This window comes from Streptomyces sp. NPDC093795, from assembly GCF_044764665.1.
GTDB lineage: Bacteria > Actinomycetota > Actinomycetes > Streptomycetales > Streptomycetaceae > Streptomyces.
The window spans coordinates 180,025-196,931 of sequence record NZ_JBIWIO010000011.1; the positions used below are offsets into that span (position 1 = coordinate 180,025).

The window sequence follows — 16,907 nt, forward strand, 5'->3', positions numbered from 1 at the left end:
GCGGGGTGGGGGGGGGGGGGGGGGGGGGGGGGGGGGGGGGGGGGGGGGGGGGCGTGGGGGGGTGGGGGGGGGGGGGGGGCGGGGGGGCGCGGGGCCCGGCGCCCCCCCCCCCCCCCCCCCCACGCCGCTGTCCGGCCTGATCAGGCGCGGTACGCGGTCCAGTAGTCGTTCATCCGGGTCACCTGGCCCTGGGTGAACTGGTACATGCAGGCGTCGTACGTGTAGTCCATGAAGTTGTGGATCGGGTCCACGCCGGCCTTGGAGGCGCAGGAGTCACGGCCGGTCGGGCACTCGTACGCCGGGCTCTTCTCGGCCGGGGTGTCGGCGACGGAGTCACCGGCGCCGTTGCAGCCGCCCTGGAAGGTGTGGTAGAGGCCCATCCAGTGGCCGACCTCGTGGGTGGCGGTGTCGCCCTCGTTGTAGTTGGCCGCCGAGCCGCCCGGGAGGGAGGAGTCGAGGACGACGACACCGTCCATGGACGGGTTCGAGGCGTACGAGGACGGGAAGGTCGCCCAGCCGAGGAGGCCGCCGCTCAGGTTCGCGGTGTAGAAGTTCAGCGCGCCGGCGCCGCCCTTGCGGAGGGTCTGCTTCATCTGCTTCTCGGCGGTGGAGCCGGAGGCCAGGTTGTACCAGGAGGCGTTGTCCGTGTAGTCGGTCGCGGCCAGGGTGAACTGGAAGTTGCTGTTCACGTTGCCGGTGCCCTGGCCCGCGTAGGCCGCGTTGAGGACCGCCATCTGGTTGTTGATCTGGGTGGCGGACAGCTTGCCCGTCGTACCGGAGTGGACGACGTGGAAGTAGACCGGGATGTTCACCACGGCGGCGGCGCCGGTCGCGGCGGAGGCGCTGAGGTGGCCCTCGGCGCGGGCCGCGGACAGCTTCTTCTTGAAGTCCTCGTCCATGGCCTTGGCCTGGGTGGCCGTGACCTCGTTGGGCTCGTGGGCGTGGTTCTCGGCACCGCGCGCCTTGCGGGCGCCGGAGAGGGCCTCGTGGTCGTCGTGGCCGTCGACGCATTCCTCGGCCGAGGCGCCGGCCAGGGTGGTGGCGGCGGCGCCGGTGGCCACCGGGGCGGACAGGGGCGCCAGGGCCAGGGTTCCGGCCATCACGGCAGTGCCGAGCATACGACGTGACATACGCGGCGATATACGGACAAGAGCACGCACGGTGACTCCTCGCGGGGGGTGGTGGGGAGGAACTTCCTCGCCACTGCGGGGAGATTACGCGTCCATGTCAGGGGTCGTTGAGAAGTGATCAGGCCCAATCATTCATGGAGCAATTCGGGGCATCGGGAAGAAAGTCTTGGGCAGGTTCCGGGGTTTGAGACGTCGACGTAACAGTCGAGGTGGCGGAGGCGGGTGGTGTGTCCGGATTCGATCTCGAAAACTGGCCACCCGCCGTAGCGATGTGAGCTCCTGTTAACAGAAGCGATCATGGCTGAAAATCGACCCTGATGGTCCGCCAGGGGAACAACAGGAGAACGTCAGCGGACGGGCTGATGGACCCGCTCGACGCGCTGCGTGCCGCTGAGGGTCCGGTAGGAGCGCTCCCAGGCCGTCGTCGCGGCCGGATCCGTCTTGTCGGAGACCGTGTAGTAGTCCATCTGCGAGCGCTCGGCCGTCACATCGAGCACGCCGTAGCCGTGGTGGTCCATGTCCACCCACTTCACATGCCGGTTGGCGGCCTTCACGGCGCCCGCGGCCACCGCCGAGAGCGTCCCCGGGGCCACGTGCAGCAGGTCGTCGAGGTTGTCCGAGGTCACCGAGGTGACCACGAACTCGGTCGCCGCCGACGCCGAGAACGGATACGTCGCCGCCTTCACCGGCACGTCGTTGGCCCAGGCCATATGGATGTCCCCGGTCAGGAACACCGTGTTGCGGATGGCCCGCGAGGTCAGGTGCGCGAGCAGCTCCCTGCGGTCGTCCGTGTAGCCGTCCCACTGGTCGACGTTGACCGCGAGCCCCTCCTTCGGCAGGCCCATCAATTCGGCCAGCGGCTCCAGGAGGTGGGCCGGCACGGCGCCGAAGGCGACCGGCGAGATCATCACCGAGGTGCCGACCAGCTGCCAGGTCGCGTCCGAGCCGGCGAGCCCCGACTTGAGCCAGTCCAGCTGGGCACGGCCCGTGATGCTCCGCGCCGGGTCGTCGACCGAGCCGCTGCCCGCCTTCGCCGGGGCGGAACGGAAGGAGCGCAGGTCGAGCAGGTGCAGATCGGCCAGCCTGCCGAAGCGGAGGCGGCGGAAGACCGTGCCCTCCGTGGAGGCGCGGACCGGCATCCACTCGAAGTACGCCTGCTTGGCGGCGGCCACCCGGGCCGCCCAGTCGCCCTCGGCGCCGGGGGTGTGGTTCTCGGCCCCGCCCGTCCAGGCGTCGTTGGCGAACTCGTGGTCGTCCCAGATGGCGATCACCGGGTGGGCCGCGTGCAACGCCTGGAGGTCCGGGTCCGTCTTGTAGTGGCCGTGCCGGGCGCGGTAGTCGGCGAGGGAGACGATCTCGTGGCGCGGCTCGTGCGGCCGCACGGTGTACTTCGCCGCGGGGTAGGTGCCGCTGCCGTACTCGTAGAGGTAGTCGCCGAGATGGAGGACCGCGTCCAGGTCGGCGCGGCCGGCGAGATGGCGGTACGCGGAGAAGTGGCCGGCCTCCCAGTTCGCGCAGGAGGCCACGCCGAAGCGGACCCCGGGCACGGCGGCGTCGACGGCCGGCGCGGTACGGGTGCGGGCGGCGGGGGAGACGGCGGAGTCCGCGGTGAAGCGGAACCAGTAGGAGGTGGCCGGGCGCAGGCCGCGGACGTCCGCCTTCACCGTGTGGTCGGAGGCGGCGGTCGCCGTGGTCGTACCGGACGCGACGAGCCGGGCGAAGGCGCGGTCCTCGGCGAGCTCCCAACGGACCTGGACGTCGGCGCCGAGGCCTGAGCCGGGTATGGCTTCCGGGGTGGGGGTGACGCGCGTCCAGAGCAGGACGCCGTCGGGCAGCGGGTCGCCGGAGGCGACGCCATGGAGGAACGCGGTGGTCCCGGAGGCCGCCTGGGCCTGGGAGGCCGCGCCGAGGAGGGCGGGCGCGGCGGCGGCGGTGACGGCGGCGGCCTTGACGACCGTGCGGCGACTGGGGGCAGGGGTGATGAAACGACTGGTCACGGGCAGTCAGGTTACTGACGGGTATGCCCGAGTGGCAGGCGATTCCCGGAAGTTCGCCCACTCGTCGCCCACCGGCCGCTCCGGACCCCCACCCTGACCCACCCTGACCCGCCGGCACGCGGCAGGTCAGGGGGCGGGTTCAGGGGAACGGGTCAGGGGCCGGTGAAGGGGAAGCGCCTCGGGCGCCTCAGCCCTTGAGGGCCGCGTCGATCGCCGTGGTGAACTCGGGCGCCGTCATCGGCGGATTGTCGCTGCCCGCCACCGTCACCACCTTGCCGTCCATCTTCAGGGTCGGGGTGCCCGTCACCCCGCTGTCGTCGAAGGCCTTCGACATCTTCATCGCCCAGGCGTCGAAGGTGCCGTCCTCGACGTTCTTCTTGAACGCCGCGTTGCCCTTGAGGGCCGGTACGGAGTCCGCCACCTCCAGGAGGTAGGAGTCCTTGGCGAACTTGTCGTCGTTCTCCTCCGGGTGGAACTTCGCCGAGTACAGGGCCGCCTTGTACGTCAGGAAGGCCTCGGGGCTCACGTCCAGGGCCGCGCCGAGCGCCGAGAGGGCGTTCTTCGAGCCCTCGCCCGTGGCGACGTCGTCGATGAAGGTGGCACCGACGTACTTGACCTTGTACTTGCCGGCCTCCACGTCCTTCTCGACCGTGGCGCCCACGGACTGCTCGAAGGTCGCGCAGACCGGGCAGCGGGAGTCCTCGTACAGCTCAAGGGTCTTCTTCGCGGACTCCTTGCCGACGACGACGGTCGTGCCGTTCGTGCCCGAGGTGTTCTTCGGGGCCGTCACGGTCGAGACCTTCGCCGCCGTCTCCCACTGGGAGGGCTTGTTCGACTGCACCACGGCGTAGCCGATGCCGCCGGCCGCGGCGAGCACGGCCACCGCCGAGACACCGACGACGAGCTGCCGGCGAGCCCGGTCCTTCTTCGCCTGACGCTCGCGCTCGACGCGCAGCCGCTCGCGGGCGGCTGCCTTGTTGGCCTGGGAGTTGCGTGAACTCATGATCGTGATCTCCGTGAGGTGACATCCGGCGGGGCCGGGAGAAGGAAGAGGGGGACTGCGTGCCTGGGAGCCTGTGCCGCTCAGACGAGGGCGAAGGCCGGGCACGGCGGTCCCCGCCGCCCCACGGAGTGCGTGAGGAGCCGGGTACGGGACGGCCGGGGCCGCCCCACGGGCCGTCCGGCGCGCCGCGGCGCCGGACCACCGGTACGGAAGAAGGCCGCCACGAGCAGCAGCGGCCGGAACGCGAGAGCCGCCACCGCGCCGAGCAGCCGGGCGAGCGCCCGCTCGCCGCCGCGCAGCCAGAGCGCGGCCGCGAGGCCCACGCCCACGTGCGCGAGGAGCAGCAGCCACGGCAGCGCCGGGTCGGGGGAGTCGAGCAGGGCGGCCGCCGTCCCGCTCTCGGGGACCGCCACCCCCGGCAGCGGGGTGCCGACGGCGCCGCCGCAGAACACCTCCACGCCCACCGCGCGCAGCGAACCGGCGACCGGGCCGCCGGCGGCGCCGTAACAGATCACCTGGCCGCTGGTGAAGAGCGTGTCGGCCGCCAGCTCCAGCGGCACCAGGAGCCCGGCGATCGGGCCAAACCCGCGCTCGCGGCCGGCCAGCGCGTACGCCACGGCGAAGACGGCGACCGCGACCGGGACGACCGTGCCGAGCGGCAGCGGCACGCGGGAGAGCAGCACGTGGGACGCCACGGACAGCGTCACGACCAGTGCCGTGAAGAACGCCGCCCGCAGCGCCCTCAGCTGCGGCCCTGCCACCATGTCCATCGTCGTGGAGTGTCCCATGCCGGGCCGTAAGACGTCCCTAAAGGCAGTCTGTGGACGGTCCCAGCGGTCCCTACAGCCCCGGGATCCGGCCGTTGCGGAAGAGGTCCACGAAGATCTGGTGGTCGGTCCGCGCCCGCGCCCCGTAGTCGTGCGCGAAGTCCACCAGGAGGTCCGCGAACCCCTCCTCGTCGGCGGCGATCGCCGCGTCGATGGCCCGCTCCGTCGAGAACGGCACGAGCGAGTGGCCGCTGGAGACGTCCGCCGCCGCGTGCATGGTCGCCGTCGCCCGGCCCAGGTCCGCGACGGTCGCGGCGATCTCGTCCAGGTCGTCGATGTCCGACCAGTCCAGGTCCACCGCGTACGGCGAGACCTCCGCGACCAGCTGCCCGGAGCCGTCGAGCTCCGTCCAGCCCAGCCACGGGTCGGCGTGCGCCTGGAGCGCCCGCTGCGAGATCACGGTGCGATGCCCCTCGTGCTGGAAGTACTCCCGTACCGCCGCGTCCGTCACATGGCGGGAGACCGCCGGGGTCTGCGCCTGCTTGAGGTAGATCACGACGTCGTTCTCCAGGGCGTCGCTGTTGCCTTCGAGCAGGATGTTGTACGAGGGGAGGCCGGCCGAGCCGATGCCGATCCCGCGCCGCCCGACCACGTCCTTGACCCGGTAGGAGTCGGGGCGGGCCAGGCTGGACTCCGGCAGGGTCTCCAGGTAGCCGTCGAAGGCCGCCAGGACCTTGTACCGGCTGGCCGCGTCCAGCTCGATCGCGCCTCCGCCGCCGGAGAAGCGGCGCTCGAAGTCCCGGATCTCCGTCATCGAGTCGAGCAGCCCGAACCGGGTCTTGGCGCGGGCGGCGCGCAGCGCGCCGAGCAGCGCGCCCTCGGCCGTGTCGAGCGTGAACGGCGGCAGCTCGTCGTTCTTCGCGCCGGTCGCGAGGGCGTGGATCCGCTCCCGGTACGAGGCCGCGTAGATCCGGACCAGGTGGGTGATCTGCTCGTCGCTGAGCGCCTTCCCGTACCCGATGAGCGCGAGGGAGGCCGCGAGCCGCTTGAGGTCCCAGGTGAAGGGGCCGACGTACGCCTCGTCGAAGTCGTTGACGTTGAAGATCAGCCGGCCGGTGGCGTCCATGTAGGTGCCGAAGTTCTCGGCGTGCAGATCGCCGTGGATCCAGACCCGGCCGGTGCGCTCGTCCAGGTAGGGGCCACCGTGTGCCTCCCGCTCCAGGTCCGAGTAGAAGAGGCAGGCCGTGCCCCGGTAGAAGGCGAAGGCGGATCCGGCCATCTTCCGGAACTTGACGCGGAAGGCCGCCGGGTCGGCGGCGAGGAGCTCGCCGAAGGCGGTGTCGAAGACGGCGAGGATGTGCTCACCGCGCTCGGCGGCGGTGGGCTGGGGGACCGACATTCGAGGTGCCTCCTGGTACCGGACGTGCTGACAGGCCGTTCATGACAAATGGGACAGGCGTTCCCTGCCTCTCAACGCGCGACCCTAGCCGTGAGTGCCCCTCGGCTGTCACACGTGCGACGTAGACTTCCACGGTCCCCCCAGCCACCCCTGTGACCGCTACGGAGACCTCTCGCCGTGACCAAGCCGCCCTTCACGCACCTCCACGTCCACACCCAGTACTCGCTGCTGGACGGTGCCGCGCGGCTCAAGGACATGTTCGAAGCGTGCAACGAGATGGGCATGACCCATATCGCCATGTCCGACCACGGCAACCTGCACGGGGCGTACGACTTCTTCCACTCGGCGAAGAAGGCCGGGGTGACGCCGATCATCGGCATCGAGGCGTACGTCGCCCCCGAGTCCCGGCGCAACAAGCGGAAGATCCAGTGGGGCCAGCCGCACCAGAAGCGGGACGACGTCTCCGGCTCCGGTGGCTACACCCACAAGACGATCTGGGCGGCGAACGCCACCGGACTGCACAACCTCTTCAAGCTCTCCTCCGACGCGTACGCCGAGGGCTGGCTGCAGAAGTGGCCCCGGATGGACAAGGAGACCATCTCGAAGTGGTCGGAGGGGCTCATCGCCTCCACCGGCTGCCCCTCCGGCGAGCTCCAGACCCGGCTCCGCCTCGGCCAGTTCGACGAGGCCCTCAAGTCGGCCTCCGAGTACCAGGACATCTTCGGCAAGGAGCGGTACTTCCTGGAGCTGATGGACCACGGCATCGAGATCGAGCGCCGGGTCCGCGACGGGCTCCTGGAGATCGGCAAGAAGCTCGGCATCCCGCCGCTGGTCACCAACGACTCGCACTACACGTACGCGCACGAGTCGACCGCGCACGACGCCCTGCTCTGCATCCAGACCGGCAAGAACCTCTCCGACCCGGACCGCTTCCGCTTCGACGGCACCGGCTACTACCTCAAGTCCACGGACGAGATGTACGCCATCGACTCCTCGGACGCCTGGCAGGAGGGCTGCCGCAACACCCTCCTGGTCGCCGAGCAGGTCTCCACCGACGGCATGTTCGTCGAGAAGAACCTGATGCCGAAGTTCGACATCCCCGAGGGGTACACCGAGGTCACCTGGTTCCGCGAGGAGACCATGCGCGGCATGGCCCGCCGCTTCCCCGGAGGCATCCCCGAGGACCGCATGAAGCAGGTCGAGTACGAGATGGACACGATCATCTCGATGGGCTTCCCCGGCTACTTCCTCGTCGTCGCCGACTTCATCATGTGGGCGAAGAAGCAGGGCATCGCCGTCGGCCCCGGCCGAGGCTCCGCGGCCGGCTCGATCGTCGCGTACGCCATGGGCATCACCGACCTCGACCCGATCCCGCACGGTCTGATCTTCGAGCGCTTCCTCAACCCCGAGCGCATCTCGATGCCCGATGTCGACATCGACTTCGACGAGCGCAGGCGCGTCGAGGTGATCCGGTACGTGACGGAGAAGTACGGCTCCGACAAGGTCGCCATGATCGGCACGTACGGCAAGATCAAGGCGAAGAACGCGATCAAGGACTCCGCGCGCGTCCTCGGCTACCCCTACGCCATGGGCGACCGGCTCACCAAGGCCATGCCCGCCGACGTCCTCGGCAAGGGCATCGACCTCAACGGCATCACCGACCCCTCGCACCCGCGCTACAGCGAGGCCGGCGAGATCCGCGCGATGTACGAGAACGAGCCGGACGTCAAGAAGGTCATCGACACCGCCCGGGGCGTCGAGGGCCTGGTCCGCCAGATGGGCGTCCACGCGGCCGGCGTGATCATGTCCAGCGAGCCGATCGTCGACCACGCGCCGATCTGGGTGCGGCACACCGACGGCGTCACCATCACGCAGTGGGACTACCCCCAGTGCGAGTCGCTCGGCCTGCTCAAGATGGACTTCCTCGGCCTGCGGAACCTCACCATCATGGACGACGCCGTCAAGATGGTGAAGGCCAACAAGGGCATCGACCTCGACCTGCTCGCCCTGCCGCTCGACGACCCGAAGACCTTCGAACTGCTCCAGCGCGGTGACACCCTCGGCGTCTTCCAGTTCGACGGCGGGCCCATGCGCTCGCTGCTCCGGCTGATGAAGCCCGACAACTTCGAAGACATCTCCGCCGTGTCCGCCCTGTACCGGCCGGGCCCGATGGGCATGAACTCGCACACGAACTACGCCCTGCGCAAGAACGCGCAACAGGAGATCACCCCGATCCACCCCGAGCTGGAGAAGCCGCTCGAAGAGGTGCTCGCGGTCACCTACGGCCTGATCGTGTACCAGGAGCAGGTGCAGAAGGCCGCCCAGATCATCGCCGGCTACTCCCTCGGCGAGGCCGACATCCTCCGCCGCGTGATGGGCAAGAAGAAGCCCGACGAGCTGGCGAAGAACTTCACCATCTTCCAGGCCGGAGCCAAGAAGAACGGCTACAGCGACGAGGCCATCAAGGCGCTGTGGGACGTCCTGGTCCCCTTCGCCGGCTACGCCTTCAACAAGGCCCACTCCGCCGCGTACGGCCTGGTCTCCTACTGGACCGCCTACCTCAAGGCCAACTACCCGGCCGAGTACATGGCCGGACTGCTCACCTCGGTCAAGGACGACAAGGACAAGTCCGCGATCTACCTCAACGAGTGCCGCCGCATGGGCATCAAGGTGCTGCCGCCCAACGTGAACGAGTCCGAGTCGAACTTCGCCGCCCAGGGCGACGACGTGATCCTCTTCGGCCTCTCCGCCGTCCGTAACGTCGGCACCAACGTCGTCGAGTCGATCATCAAGTCGCGCAAGGCGAAGGGGAAGTACTCCTCCTTCCCGGACTTCCTCGACAAGGTCGAGGCCGTCGTCTGCAACAAGCGGACCATCGAGTCGCTGATCAAGGCCGGCGCCTTCGACGAGATGGGTCACACCCGCAAGGGCCTGGTCGCCCACCACGAACCGATGATCGACAACGTGGTGGCGGTCAAGCGCAAGGAGGCCGAGGGACAGTTCGACCTCTTCGGCGGCATGGGCGACGAGGCGACCGACGAGCCCGGCTTCGGCCTCGACGTCGAGTTCTCCGACATCGAATGGGAGAAGTCCTACCTGCTCGCCCAGGAGCGCGAGATGCTCGGCCTGTACGTCTCCGACCACCCGCTCTTCGGCATCGAGCACGTCCTGTCCGACAAGACGGACGCGGCGATCTCCCAGCTCACCGGCGGCGAGCACTCCGACGGCGCGGTCGTCACCATCGGCGGCATCATCTCCGGCCTCCAGCGCAAGATGACCAAGCAGGGCAACGCCTGGGCGATCGCCACCGTCGAGGACCTGGCCGGCTCCATCGAGTGCATGTTCTTCCCGGCCACGTACCAGCTGGTCTCCACCCAGCTCGTCGAGGACACCGTCGTCTTCGTCAAGGGACGGCTCGACAAGCGCGAGGACGTGCCCCGTCTGGTCGCGATGGAGCTGATGGTCCCCGACCTGTCGAACGCCGGGACCAACGCGCCGGTGATCCTCACCATCCCCACCGTCAAGGTGACTCCGCCGATGGTCACCCGGCTCGGCGAGATCCTCGGCCACCACAAGGGCAACACCGAGGTACGGATCAAGCTCCAGGGCCCCCGGAAGACGACCGTGCTCCGCCTCGACCGGCACCGGGTGACGGCCGACCCGGCGCTCTTCGGCGACCTGAAGGTGCTGCTCGGCCCGTCCTGCCTGGCGGGCTAGCCTCTCCCGGCCCATGCGCAAGGGGCGCGCCCGTCGTCACGGGCGCGCCCCTTTGCCGTACGCGGAAGCCGTCAGTTGTGGCCGAAGCGCTTCTGACGTCCCTTGCGCGCCATGTCACCCGGGGTGACCTGGCTGCCGCGCTGCTCGGCCTGGGATTCCATCGACGAGCGCTGCGCGTCCTGGGCGCCGCGCTCGGCCTGCGACGGCTGCTTCTGACTGCGGCTCTGATTACGGTTCTTGGCCATGGGGATTGCCTCCTCAAAGGGTCCTAGGGGCCAGGGCCGCTGTCAGACTCACATACCCGGTGAACTGCCGCATGTTGGATCATTACGGAGCGTAAGACCCCGAGGAACGTGACTTCCGCCACGCCGATGATCCAGTTCCGACCGTCGAGCCCCCGGCCTTCGGGCAGACTCGAAGGAAATCCGAAGCAACTCCGATCCCGAGGTTCCCGAAAGAGGGTGGAACACGTGGACCGCTGCGTCGTCCTGGTGGACGCCGGCTACCTGCTGGGCGCCGCCGCCAGTCTCCTCGCCGGGGAACCGGCCCGCTCCCGGATCACCGTCGACCACGCCGGGCTCATCCAGCAGCTGCGCCAGCGCGCCGAGACCGAGACCGCGCTGCCCCTCCTGCGGATCTACTGGTTCGACGGCGCCCCCGACCGGGTGCCCCAGCCCGAGCACCGCCGCCTGCGGGTGATGCCCCGGGTCACCGTCCGGCTCGGCGCGCTGACCCGCAGTGAGGGACGCTGGGCCCAGAAGGGCGTCGACGCGGCCATGCACACCGAGCTGACCGAGCTCGCCAGGAACAGGGCCTGCTCCGACATCGTGCTCGTCACCGGCGACGGCGATCTGCTGCCCGGCCTGATGTCCGCCAAGGAGCACGGCGTCGCCGTCCACCTCTGGGCCGTGCAGGCCGCCGACGGCGACTACAACCAGTCCGAGGACCTGGTGGCCGAGGCCGACGAACGCCGGGTCCTGGACCGGGCCTGGATCACCCGGGCCGTCCGCGCCAAGGACCTCACCGGCATCTGCTCACCCCCGCCGGCCCCGCGCCCCGAGATCGCCGCCATCCTCTCCGCGCCGCTGCCGGAGGCGGCCCTCGCCGCCTCCGCCGGACGAGCCGCCGAAGCGGCGGCGTCCGCCGCCGGGGCTCCCGGGGAGGCCGGGGAGCCTCCCCTCGCCCACGGCAACGGCAGCAACGGTCACGTCCACCACGGCAACGGCCACGAGCACGGCGGCGACCACAGCGGCGACCGCGCCGGCGGTCACGGCAGCGGTCATGTCCGGGACGACGAGCACGGCCAGGGAGCGGGCGTCCCCGCCCCCGCCGCGGGCAAGGGCGTCCCCACCCCCAAGGACCTCGCGGCACTGCGCGCCCCCGGCACCACCCCCGCCGGCGCGGGCGTCCCCGCGTCGCAGGGCGCGAGCGCGCTCCGCTGGTCCTCCGACCGGGGCTGGGTCGAGCGCCCCGCCCCCGCGCTCGGCGAACCGGCCGAGACCGCCTCCCTGCCGACCCTCGCCACCCTCACCAGCGCCGAGCAGCGCTGGGCGGACCGCGAGGAGGACATCACCACCGTCGGCGGCGACCCGTTCGAGGTCGGGCAGGTGTTCGCCCGCCGGTGGATGGAACGGCTCCCCGAGCAGAGCCACGTCCAGAAGCTGTCCACCCTCTACCCCCGCATCCCGCACCGGATCGACGGCGAACTCCTCCGCTACGCCGCCCGATTCGGCCTCCTCGCCCACAAGGACGACCAGATCGACGAGCACGACCGGTACGCGATCCGGGCGGGATTCTGGCGCGAGATCGACGTCCGGGCCGCCACCGAACACGCCCCCGCCCCCGGAGCGGGCCCGGCGACCCCGTAGGCTCTTGCCCCGTGAGTACGGTGTGCGTGGTGCGGGATCTGGTCAAGACGTACCCCGCCACGCGCGGCAGGCGCGGTGCGCCCGCGACACCCGAGGTGCGGGCCACCGACGGGATCAGTCTCGACGTGCGCGGCGGCGAGATCTTCGGCCTGCTCGGCCCCAACGGAGCCGGCAAGTCCACCCTCGTCCGCCAGCTCACCGGGCTCATGCGCCCCGACTCCGGCACCGTCGAGCTCCTCGGCCACGACCTGGTCCGCCACCCCGAGCGGGCCGCCCGCCTCCTCGCGTACCTCGGCCAGGAGTCCACCGCCCTCGACGAGCTGACCGTCGCCCTCGCCGCCGAGACCACCGGCCGGCTGCGCGGCCTCACCGCCCACGACGCACGCGCCGAGCGCGACGCCGTCCTGGCGGAGCTCGGCCTCGGCGAGCTGGCCTCCCGGCCCCTCAGAAAGCTCTCCGGCGGACAGCGGAGGCTCGCCTGCTTCGCCACCGCGCTCGTCGGGCGGCGCCCCGTCCTCGTCCTCGACGAGCCCACCACCGGCATGGACCCCGTCGCCCGCCGCGCCGTCTGGGCGGCCGTCGACCGGCGGCGCGCCGAACACGGCACCACCGTGCTGCTCGTCACCCACAACGTCATCGAGGCCGAGACCGTGCTCGACCGGGTCGCCGTCCTCGAACGCGGCAGGGTCATCGCCTGCGACACCCCCACCGGACTCAAGGAACGCGTCGCAGGCGAGGTCCGCGTCGAACTGGTGTGGCGCGAGTCGGCCCCCCTGCACCTGCCCGAGGTCGCCGCGCTGCGCGCCCTCGCGCAGGAGACCGGGCGGCGCTGGGCCCTCCGGCTCGCCCCCGACGCGGCCCGCGCGGCCGTCGCCACCGTCACCGGCGGGGCCGCCTTCGCCGCACTCGACGACTTCACCCTGGCCACGCCCAGCCTGGAGGACGTGTACCTGGCGCTGGGCGGCGCGACGGAGGGGCTGGTGAAGGCGTGACGCGCTCCGTGCCCCTCTGCGTCTCCCACGTCCCCCGTGGCCTTCCCGCCGTCGACGTCGCCCCCCGTGGCCCCCGTGTTCCGTACGTGACCGTCAGGAGCTGTACGCAGTGAGCACCGTGCCCGCCGAGGCCCTGCCGACCGGTGCGCCTTCCGTCCGGGGCCCCGGCACCACCGGGGACGCGGCCGCCGCGCCCCTCGCCCCGCGCGCCCGGCTGCTGCCGGCGATGGCCGCCGTCTACCGCGCGCAGCTCTCCCGGGCCCGGGTCGCCCGGATCCCGCTCCTCTTCGTCGCCACCTTCCAGTCCGTCGGGATCATGGTCCTGATGCGCGGGGTCGTCGACGGCGGCTCCGAGGCGCGCGCCGTCGTGGCCGGTTCCACCGTCCTCGTCGTCGCCTTCGTCGCGCTCAACCTGCTCGCCCAGTACTTCGGGCAGCTGCGGGCCACCGGCGGCCTCGACCACTACGCCACCCTGCCCGTGCCGCCCGCCGCCGTCGTGCTCGGCGCCGCCGGCGCGTACGCCTCCTTCACCGTGCCCGGGACCGCCGTCACCGCCGTCGCCGGCTCCGTGCTCTTCGGGCTGCCGCTCGGCCACCTCTGGATCCTCGCCGCCGTCGTCCCGCTCGCCGGGGCGGCGCTCGCCGGGCTCGGGGCGGCCCTCGGACTCCTCGCGCCCCGGCAGGAGCTGGCCACGCTCCTCGGCCAGCTCGGCATGTCGGCGGCGCTGCTCCTCGGTGTCCTCCCGGCGGAGCGGCTCCCGGAGCCCATCGGCTGGGCACGGGACCTGCTGCCGTCGACGTACGGCGTGGAGGCCCTGGCCCGCACCTTCGAGCCGGACCCCGACTGGGCGGCCGTCGCCCTGGACCTCACCGTGTGCGGTGTGGTCGGTGTGGTCTCCCTCGTGGTCGCCACCTGGGCGTACCGGCGGGCCGCCGTCCGCTGAGGCGGGACACAGGAGCACCTGGCACGATGGCGGGGTGACCGCACCTCTGACTCCGCCTCACCAGCCGCAGCCGCACGACCCCGACTGGCCGCCGCCGCCCCCGCCGGCGCTCGGCCCGGACGGGGACCCGATCACGGCGGCCGAGGTCGTGCGGGGCGTTCTGGTGACCCTCGTCTCGGCGGCCGCGGGGGCGCTGCTCGGAGTGCTGTGGCTGAACCTGGCGCCGCGCGTCCTGCTCATCTCGGACGGCAAGGGGGTCTTCCTCCGCAACTCCGAGGGAGAGGCGGCGATCGGCTCGGACGGTACGTTCGTGCTCCTCGCGCTGGCCTTCGGGGCGGTCGCCGGGCTCGTCGTCTTCCTGCTGCGCCGCAAGGGCGGTGTCCCGCTCGTGCTCGGTCTCGCGCTCGGCGGCGTCCTCGGCTCGCTGCTCGCCTGGGGCCTCGGGACGTACTTCGGGCCGACGCGGGACGTGGTCGCCCACGCGAAGGCGGTCGGCCCGAACGTCGCCTTCGAGGCACCGCTCGAACTGAACCTGGCGGCCGCCGCGATGCTGGCCTGGCCGCTCGCCGCGATGATCACGCACCTGGCGCTCACGGCGCTGTTCGGGCCGCGCGACCCGGAACCGGAGCCGTGGGACCGGCCGAAGGCGTACTGAACCCCCCGCGCGGCCCCGGAGCGGGCCGCGCCGGGACGACCGTCAGGCGCGGCCGATCGGGGCCACGACCGCCGAGGTGAGGGCGGCCAGGTCCGCGGGGGAGAGCTCCACCTCAAGCCCGCGGCGGCCCGCCGACACGCAGATGGACGCGTGGTCCGACGCCGAGGCGTCAAGGACCGTACGGAGCCGCTTGCGCTGGCCCAGCGGGGAGATGCCGCCCCGGACATAGCCCGTGGTGCGCTCCGCCGCCGCCGGGTCCGCCATCGCCGCCCGCTTCCCGCCGACCGCCGACGCCAGCGCCTTCAGGTCGAGCTGACCGGCCACCGGCACCACCGCGACCGTCAGCTCGCCGTCGACGTCCGCCACCAGCGTCTTGAAGACCCGGCCGGGGGAGACCCCGAGGGCCTCCGCCGCCTCCTCGCCGTACGAGGGGGAGGCCGGGTCGTGCTCGTACGCGTGCAGGGTGAACGAGGTGCCGGCCGCCGTCAGGGCCACCGTCGCCGGGGTGCCCCCGTTGTTCTTCTTCTGCTTCTTCGCCACGCGCTCTTCCCTGGGCTGGGCTCGGTCGGTCAGTTCGGGTACGTCGGTGCCTGCGTCAGGTCCACCGCCGGCAGCGACGGCAGATGCCGCAGCACCGCCGTCTCCGCGCGCAGCAGCGTCAGCTCCTCACGCAGCCGGGTCGCGGTGTCCGGGGCCTGGAGCAGCCGCTGCTTCGACGGCGTGTCCAGGATCGCCGCCGCCGCCACCAGGTACGACACCACCGAGGGGTCGTCCGGCAGCTCGCTCGTCGTCAGCGAACGCTCCCGGGCCCCCGCCAGGCGCTTCTGGTAGCTCCGGAAGGCCCGCAGCACCCCCTCGGAGAGGGTGCCGGCCTCCTCGCCCTGCTCCTCGGGGATCTCCTCGACCTCGGCGACGAGGAACGGCCCGCTCGCGTCGACCGACAGCAACTTCACCCGGGTCGTACCGGTGGCCATCACCTCGAAGCTGCCGTCCGAGCGCTCCCGGATCGACGCGGCGTCGGCGACACAGCCGACCCGGTGGAAGGCCTGGACGGGGTCGGAACCGAAGCCGGCGGCCGGGCCCTTCTCCGGCAGCGCCGTCGGGTCCGGCATGCCGGGAGCGGTCGGCGCGACCTCACGGCCGTCACGGATGGCGACGACGGCGAAGCGGCGCGGCTCCGACTCGTCGACCGTGAGCAGCTCACGCATCATGGCGCGATAACGCTCCTCGAAGACGTTCAGCGGCAGCACGAGGCCAGGGAACAGCACCGCGTTGAGCGGGAAGAGAGGCAGGCGAGCGGTGGTCACAGCGGCCAAGCCTAATGGCCGTGGGGCCCGCCCCGTCCGGCCCGTCCATGTCCGGTGTCCCACAGTGGCGTCCGGCGGGCCAGCTCCCCCCGGACCCGGTCCCGCGCGGCGAGGAAACGGCGCAGGGGATCCTCCCGTACGGCCCCCCGCCCCGCGGCCCGTGCGGCGCCCCACGGGAACGAGGTCGCGTGGACCCCGATCCGGCCGAACTCCTCCCGCGCCTCCTCCCACCGCGCGCGCTCGACCAGCACGTACGCGAGCAGGTTGCGGACCTCCGCCGGCCACGGGTCGCCCGCCGGGAAGGACGCCGACAGGGCCAGGGCGCGGTCCGCCGCCCGGTCGATCCGCGGTTCCGGCACGCCCGGGTCCCGGTGCGACGGCACCTGGAGCCGGTCGCAGGCCGCGCGGACCGGCAAGGCCCGCACGAGCGAGCCCGGGGCGGCGTCGTCGGCCGCCTGCTCGGCGAAGTCGAAGGCGGCGCGGTGCGAGCCGTACCACTGCGCGGAGAGGTACTTGAGCGCCGCGACATGACAGCCGTAGTGGTGCGGGGAGCGGCGCACGGCCTGTTCCCAGAGCGACTCGAAGACGGAGTGCCCGGCGTGCGCCCCGCGCGCGTGGTCCAGGGCGAGCCGCCACGGAACCGGGTCGTGCGGGGCCGTCTCGGCGACCGCCTCGATCAGCGGGCCGAGCTCACGCAGCCGCTCGGCCCGCGCGGGGGACGCCCAGGCCCTGCGGACGGCGAGCTGCGCCGTGACGAGCAGGGCGTCGGGGTCGCCGGGCGCGACGGAGAGCCAGTGGGTCAGCCAGTCGCCCCTGCTGTACGCGAAGGTGGCGAGCCGGGTGACGTACCGGTCGCGGTCCTCCCACTCGCCCGCGTCCCGGGTGGAGGCGAGCAGTTTCGCGGCGGGCTCCGGATCGGCCAGGGCGGCGGCGACCAGGGCGGGGGCGAGCCGCTCGTCCGGGGCGTCGAGCAGCACGTCGTCGTCCGGGACGAACCCGGCGGCGAGCCGCGGGGCGTACCGGGCCGAGCGGGCGGCGCTGATCAGGACACGGAGCAAGGACATGGTGCGACGTATTGTCCCCCGGCGCCCGCCGCCACCGCAGCAGCCCTCACGCCCCGCTCACCAAA

Annotated in this window: 14 protein-coding genes; 5 read left to right on the forward strand and 9 right to left on the reverse strand. The window is 72.0% G+C overall.

All coding sequences use genetic code 11. The annotated features are described in order from the left end of the window. Positions 1-140 precede the first annotated feature (140 nt). The 5 genes from ACIRB7_RS27500 to ACIRB7_RS27520 all read right to left on the reverse strand — a co-directional run bounded on the left by ACIRB7_RS27500 (position 141) and on the right by ACIRB7_RS27520 (position 6,296). The gene (locus ACIRB7_RS27500; RefSeq protein WP_403603573.1) at positions 141-1,130 is read right to left on the reverse strand and encodes a zinc metalloprotease; all 990 of its coding nucleotides are present in this window, start codon (positions 1,128-1,130) and stop codon (positions 141-143) included. Positions 1,131-1,477: 347 nt separating this feature from the next. Then, positions 1,478-3,127 carry an alkaline phosphatase D family protein gene (locus tag ACIRB7_RS27505; protein ID WP_403603575.1) on the reverse strand — a complete coding sequence of 550 codons (1,650 nt, stop codon included), beginning with the start codon at positions 3,125-3,127 and terminating at the stop codon, positions 1,478-1,480. Between the two features lie 187 nt (positions 3,128-3,314). Continuing rightward, on the reverse strand, positions 3,315-4,130 hold the full coding sequence (locus tag ACIRB7_RS27510; RefSeq protein WP_403603577.1) for a DsbA family protein: 816 nt from the start codon (positions 4,128-4,130) through the stop codon (positions 3,315-3,317). Between the two features lie 80 nt (positions 4,131-4,210). Further along, positions 4,211-4,894 (reverse strand): hypothetical protein, encoded by a 684-nt coding sequence (locus ACIRB7_RS27515; RefSeq protein WP_403603751.1) that lies wholly within the window; start codon positions 4,892-4,894, stop codon positions 4,211-4,213. A 76-nt stretch (positions 4,895-4,970) separates the two neighbouring features. Next, positions 4,971-6,296: a DUF2252 domain-containing protein gene (locus tag ACIRB7_RS27520; RefSeq protein WP_403603579.1), complete on the reverse strand. Its 1,326-nt coding sequence runs from the start codon at positions 6,294-6,296 to the stop codon at positions 4,971-4,973. Between the two features lie 177 nt (positions 6,297-6,473). Between ACIRB7_RS27520 and dnaE the strand changes: the two genes are divergently transcribed. Next, entirely contained in the window at positions 6,474-10,013 is a 3,540-nt protein-coding gene (gene dnaE / locus ACIRB7_RS27525) for a DNA polymerase III subunit alpha (protein ID WP_403603581.1), read from the forward strand. Positions 10,014-10,084: 71 nt separating this feature from the next. Here dnaE and ACIRB7_RS27530 read toward each other — a convergent pair whose 3' ends face one another. Beyond that, positions 10,085-10,258 carry a hypothetical protein gene (locus ACIRB7_RS27530; RefSeq protein WP_403603583.1) on the reverse strand — a complete coding sequence of 58 codons (174 nt, stop codon included), beginning with the start codon at positions 10,256-10,258 and terminating at the stop codon, positions 10,085-10,087. Between the two features lie 216 nt (positions 10,259-10,474). On the opposite strand from ACIRB7_RS27530, the gene ACIRB7_RS27535 reads away from it, so the two are divergent. The 4 genes from ACIRB7_RS27535 (at position 10,475) to ACIRB7_RS27550 (ending at position 14,471) form a co-directional block, all read left to right on the forward strand. Next, positions 10,475-11,881 carry an NYN domain-containing protein gene (locus tag ACIRB7_RS27535; protein WP_403603585.1) on the forward strand — a complete coding sequence of 469 codons (1,407 nt, stop codon included), beginning with the start codon at positions 10,475-10,477 and terminating at the stop codon, positions 11,879-11,881. Positions 11,882-11,892: 11 nt separating this feature from the next. Further along, entirely contained in the window at positions 11,893-12,873 is a 981-nt protein-coding gene (locus ACIRB7_RS27540; protein ID WP_403603587.1) for an ABC transporter ATP-binding protein, read from the forward strand. 109 nt (positions 12,874-12,982) lie between these two features. Further along, positions 12,983-13,816 carry an ABC transporter permease gene (locus ACIRB7_RS27545; protein ID WP_403603589.1) on the forward strand — a complete coding sequence of 278 codons (834 nt, stop codon included), beginning with the start codon at positions 12,983-12,985 and terminating at the stop codon, positions 13,814-13,816. 34 nt (positions 13,817-13,850) lie between these two features. Next, positions 13,851-14,471: a DUF2567 domain-containing protein gene (locus tag ACIRB7_RS27550; protein ID WP_403603591.1), complete on the forward strand. Its 621-nt coding sequence runs from the start codon at positions 13,851-13,853 to the stop codon at positions 14,469-14,471. 42 nt (positions 14,472-14,513) lie between these two features. Here the strand turns inward: ACIRB7_RS27550 and ybaK are convergent, their stop codons facing one another. The 3 genes from ybaK to ACIRB7_RS27565 are packed head-to-tail and all read right to left on the reverse strand — an operon-like array spanning position 14,514 to position 16,842. Further along, positions 14,514-15,011, reverse strand: a complete 498-nt coding sequence (gene ybaK, locus ACIRB7_RS27555; RefSeq protein WP_403603593.1) for a Cys-tRNA(Pro) deacylase — start codon at positions 15,009-15,011, stop codon at positions 14,514-14,516. Positions 15,012-15,040: 29 nt separating this feature from the next. Then, positions 15,041-15,778: an LON peptidase substrate-binding domain-containing protein gene (locus tag ACIRB7_RS27560; RefSeq protein WP_403603595.1), complete on the reverse strand. Its 738-nt coding sequence runs from the start codon at positions 15,776-15,778 to the stop codon at positions 15,041-15,043. Between the two features lie 11 nt (positions 15,779-15,789). Next, the gene (locus ACIRB7_RS27565) at positions 15,790-16,842 is read right to left on the reverse strand and encodes a hypothetical protein (RefSeq protein WP_403603597.1); all 1,053 of its coding nucleotides are present in this window, start codon (positions 16,840-16,842) and stop codon (positions 15,790-15,792) included. Positions 16,843-16,907 lie beyond the last annotated feature (65 nt).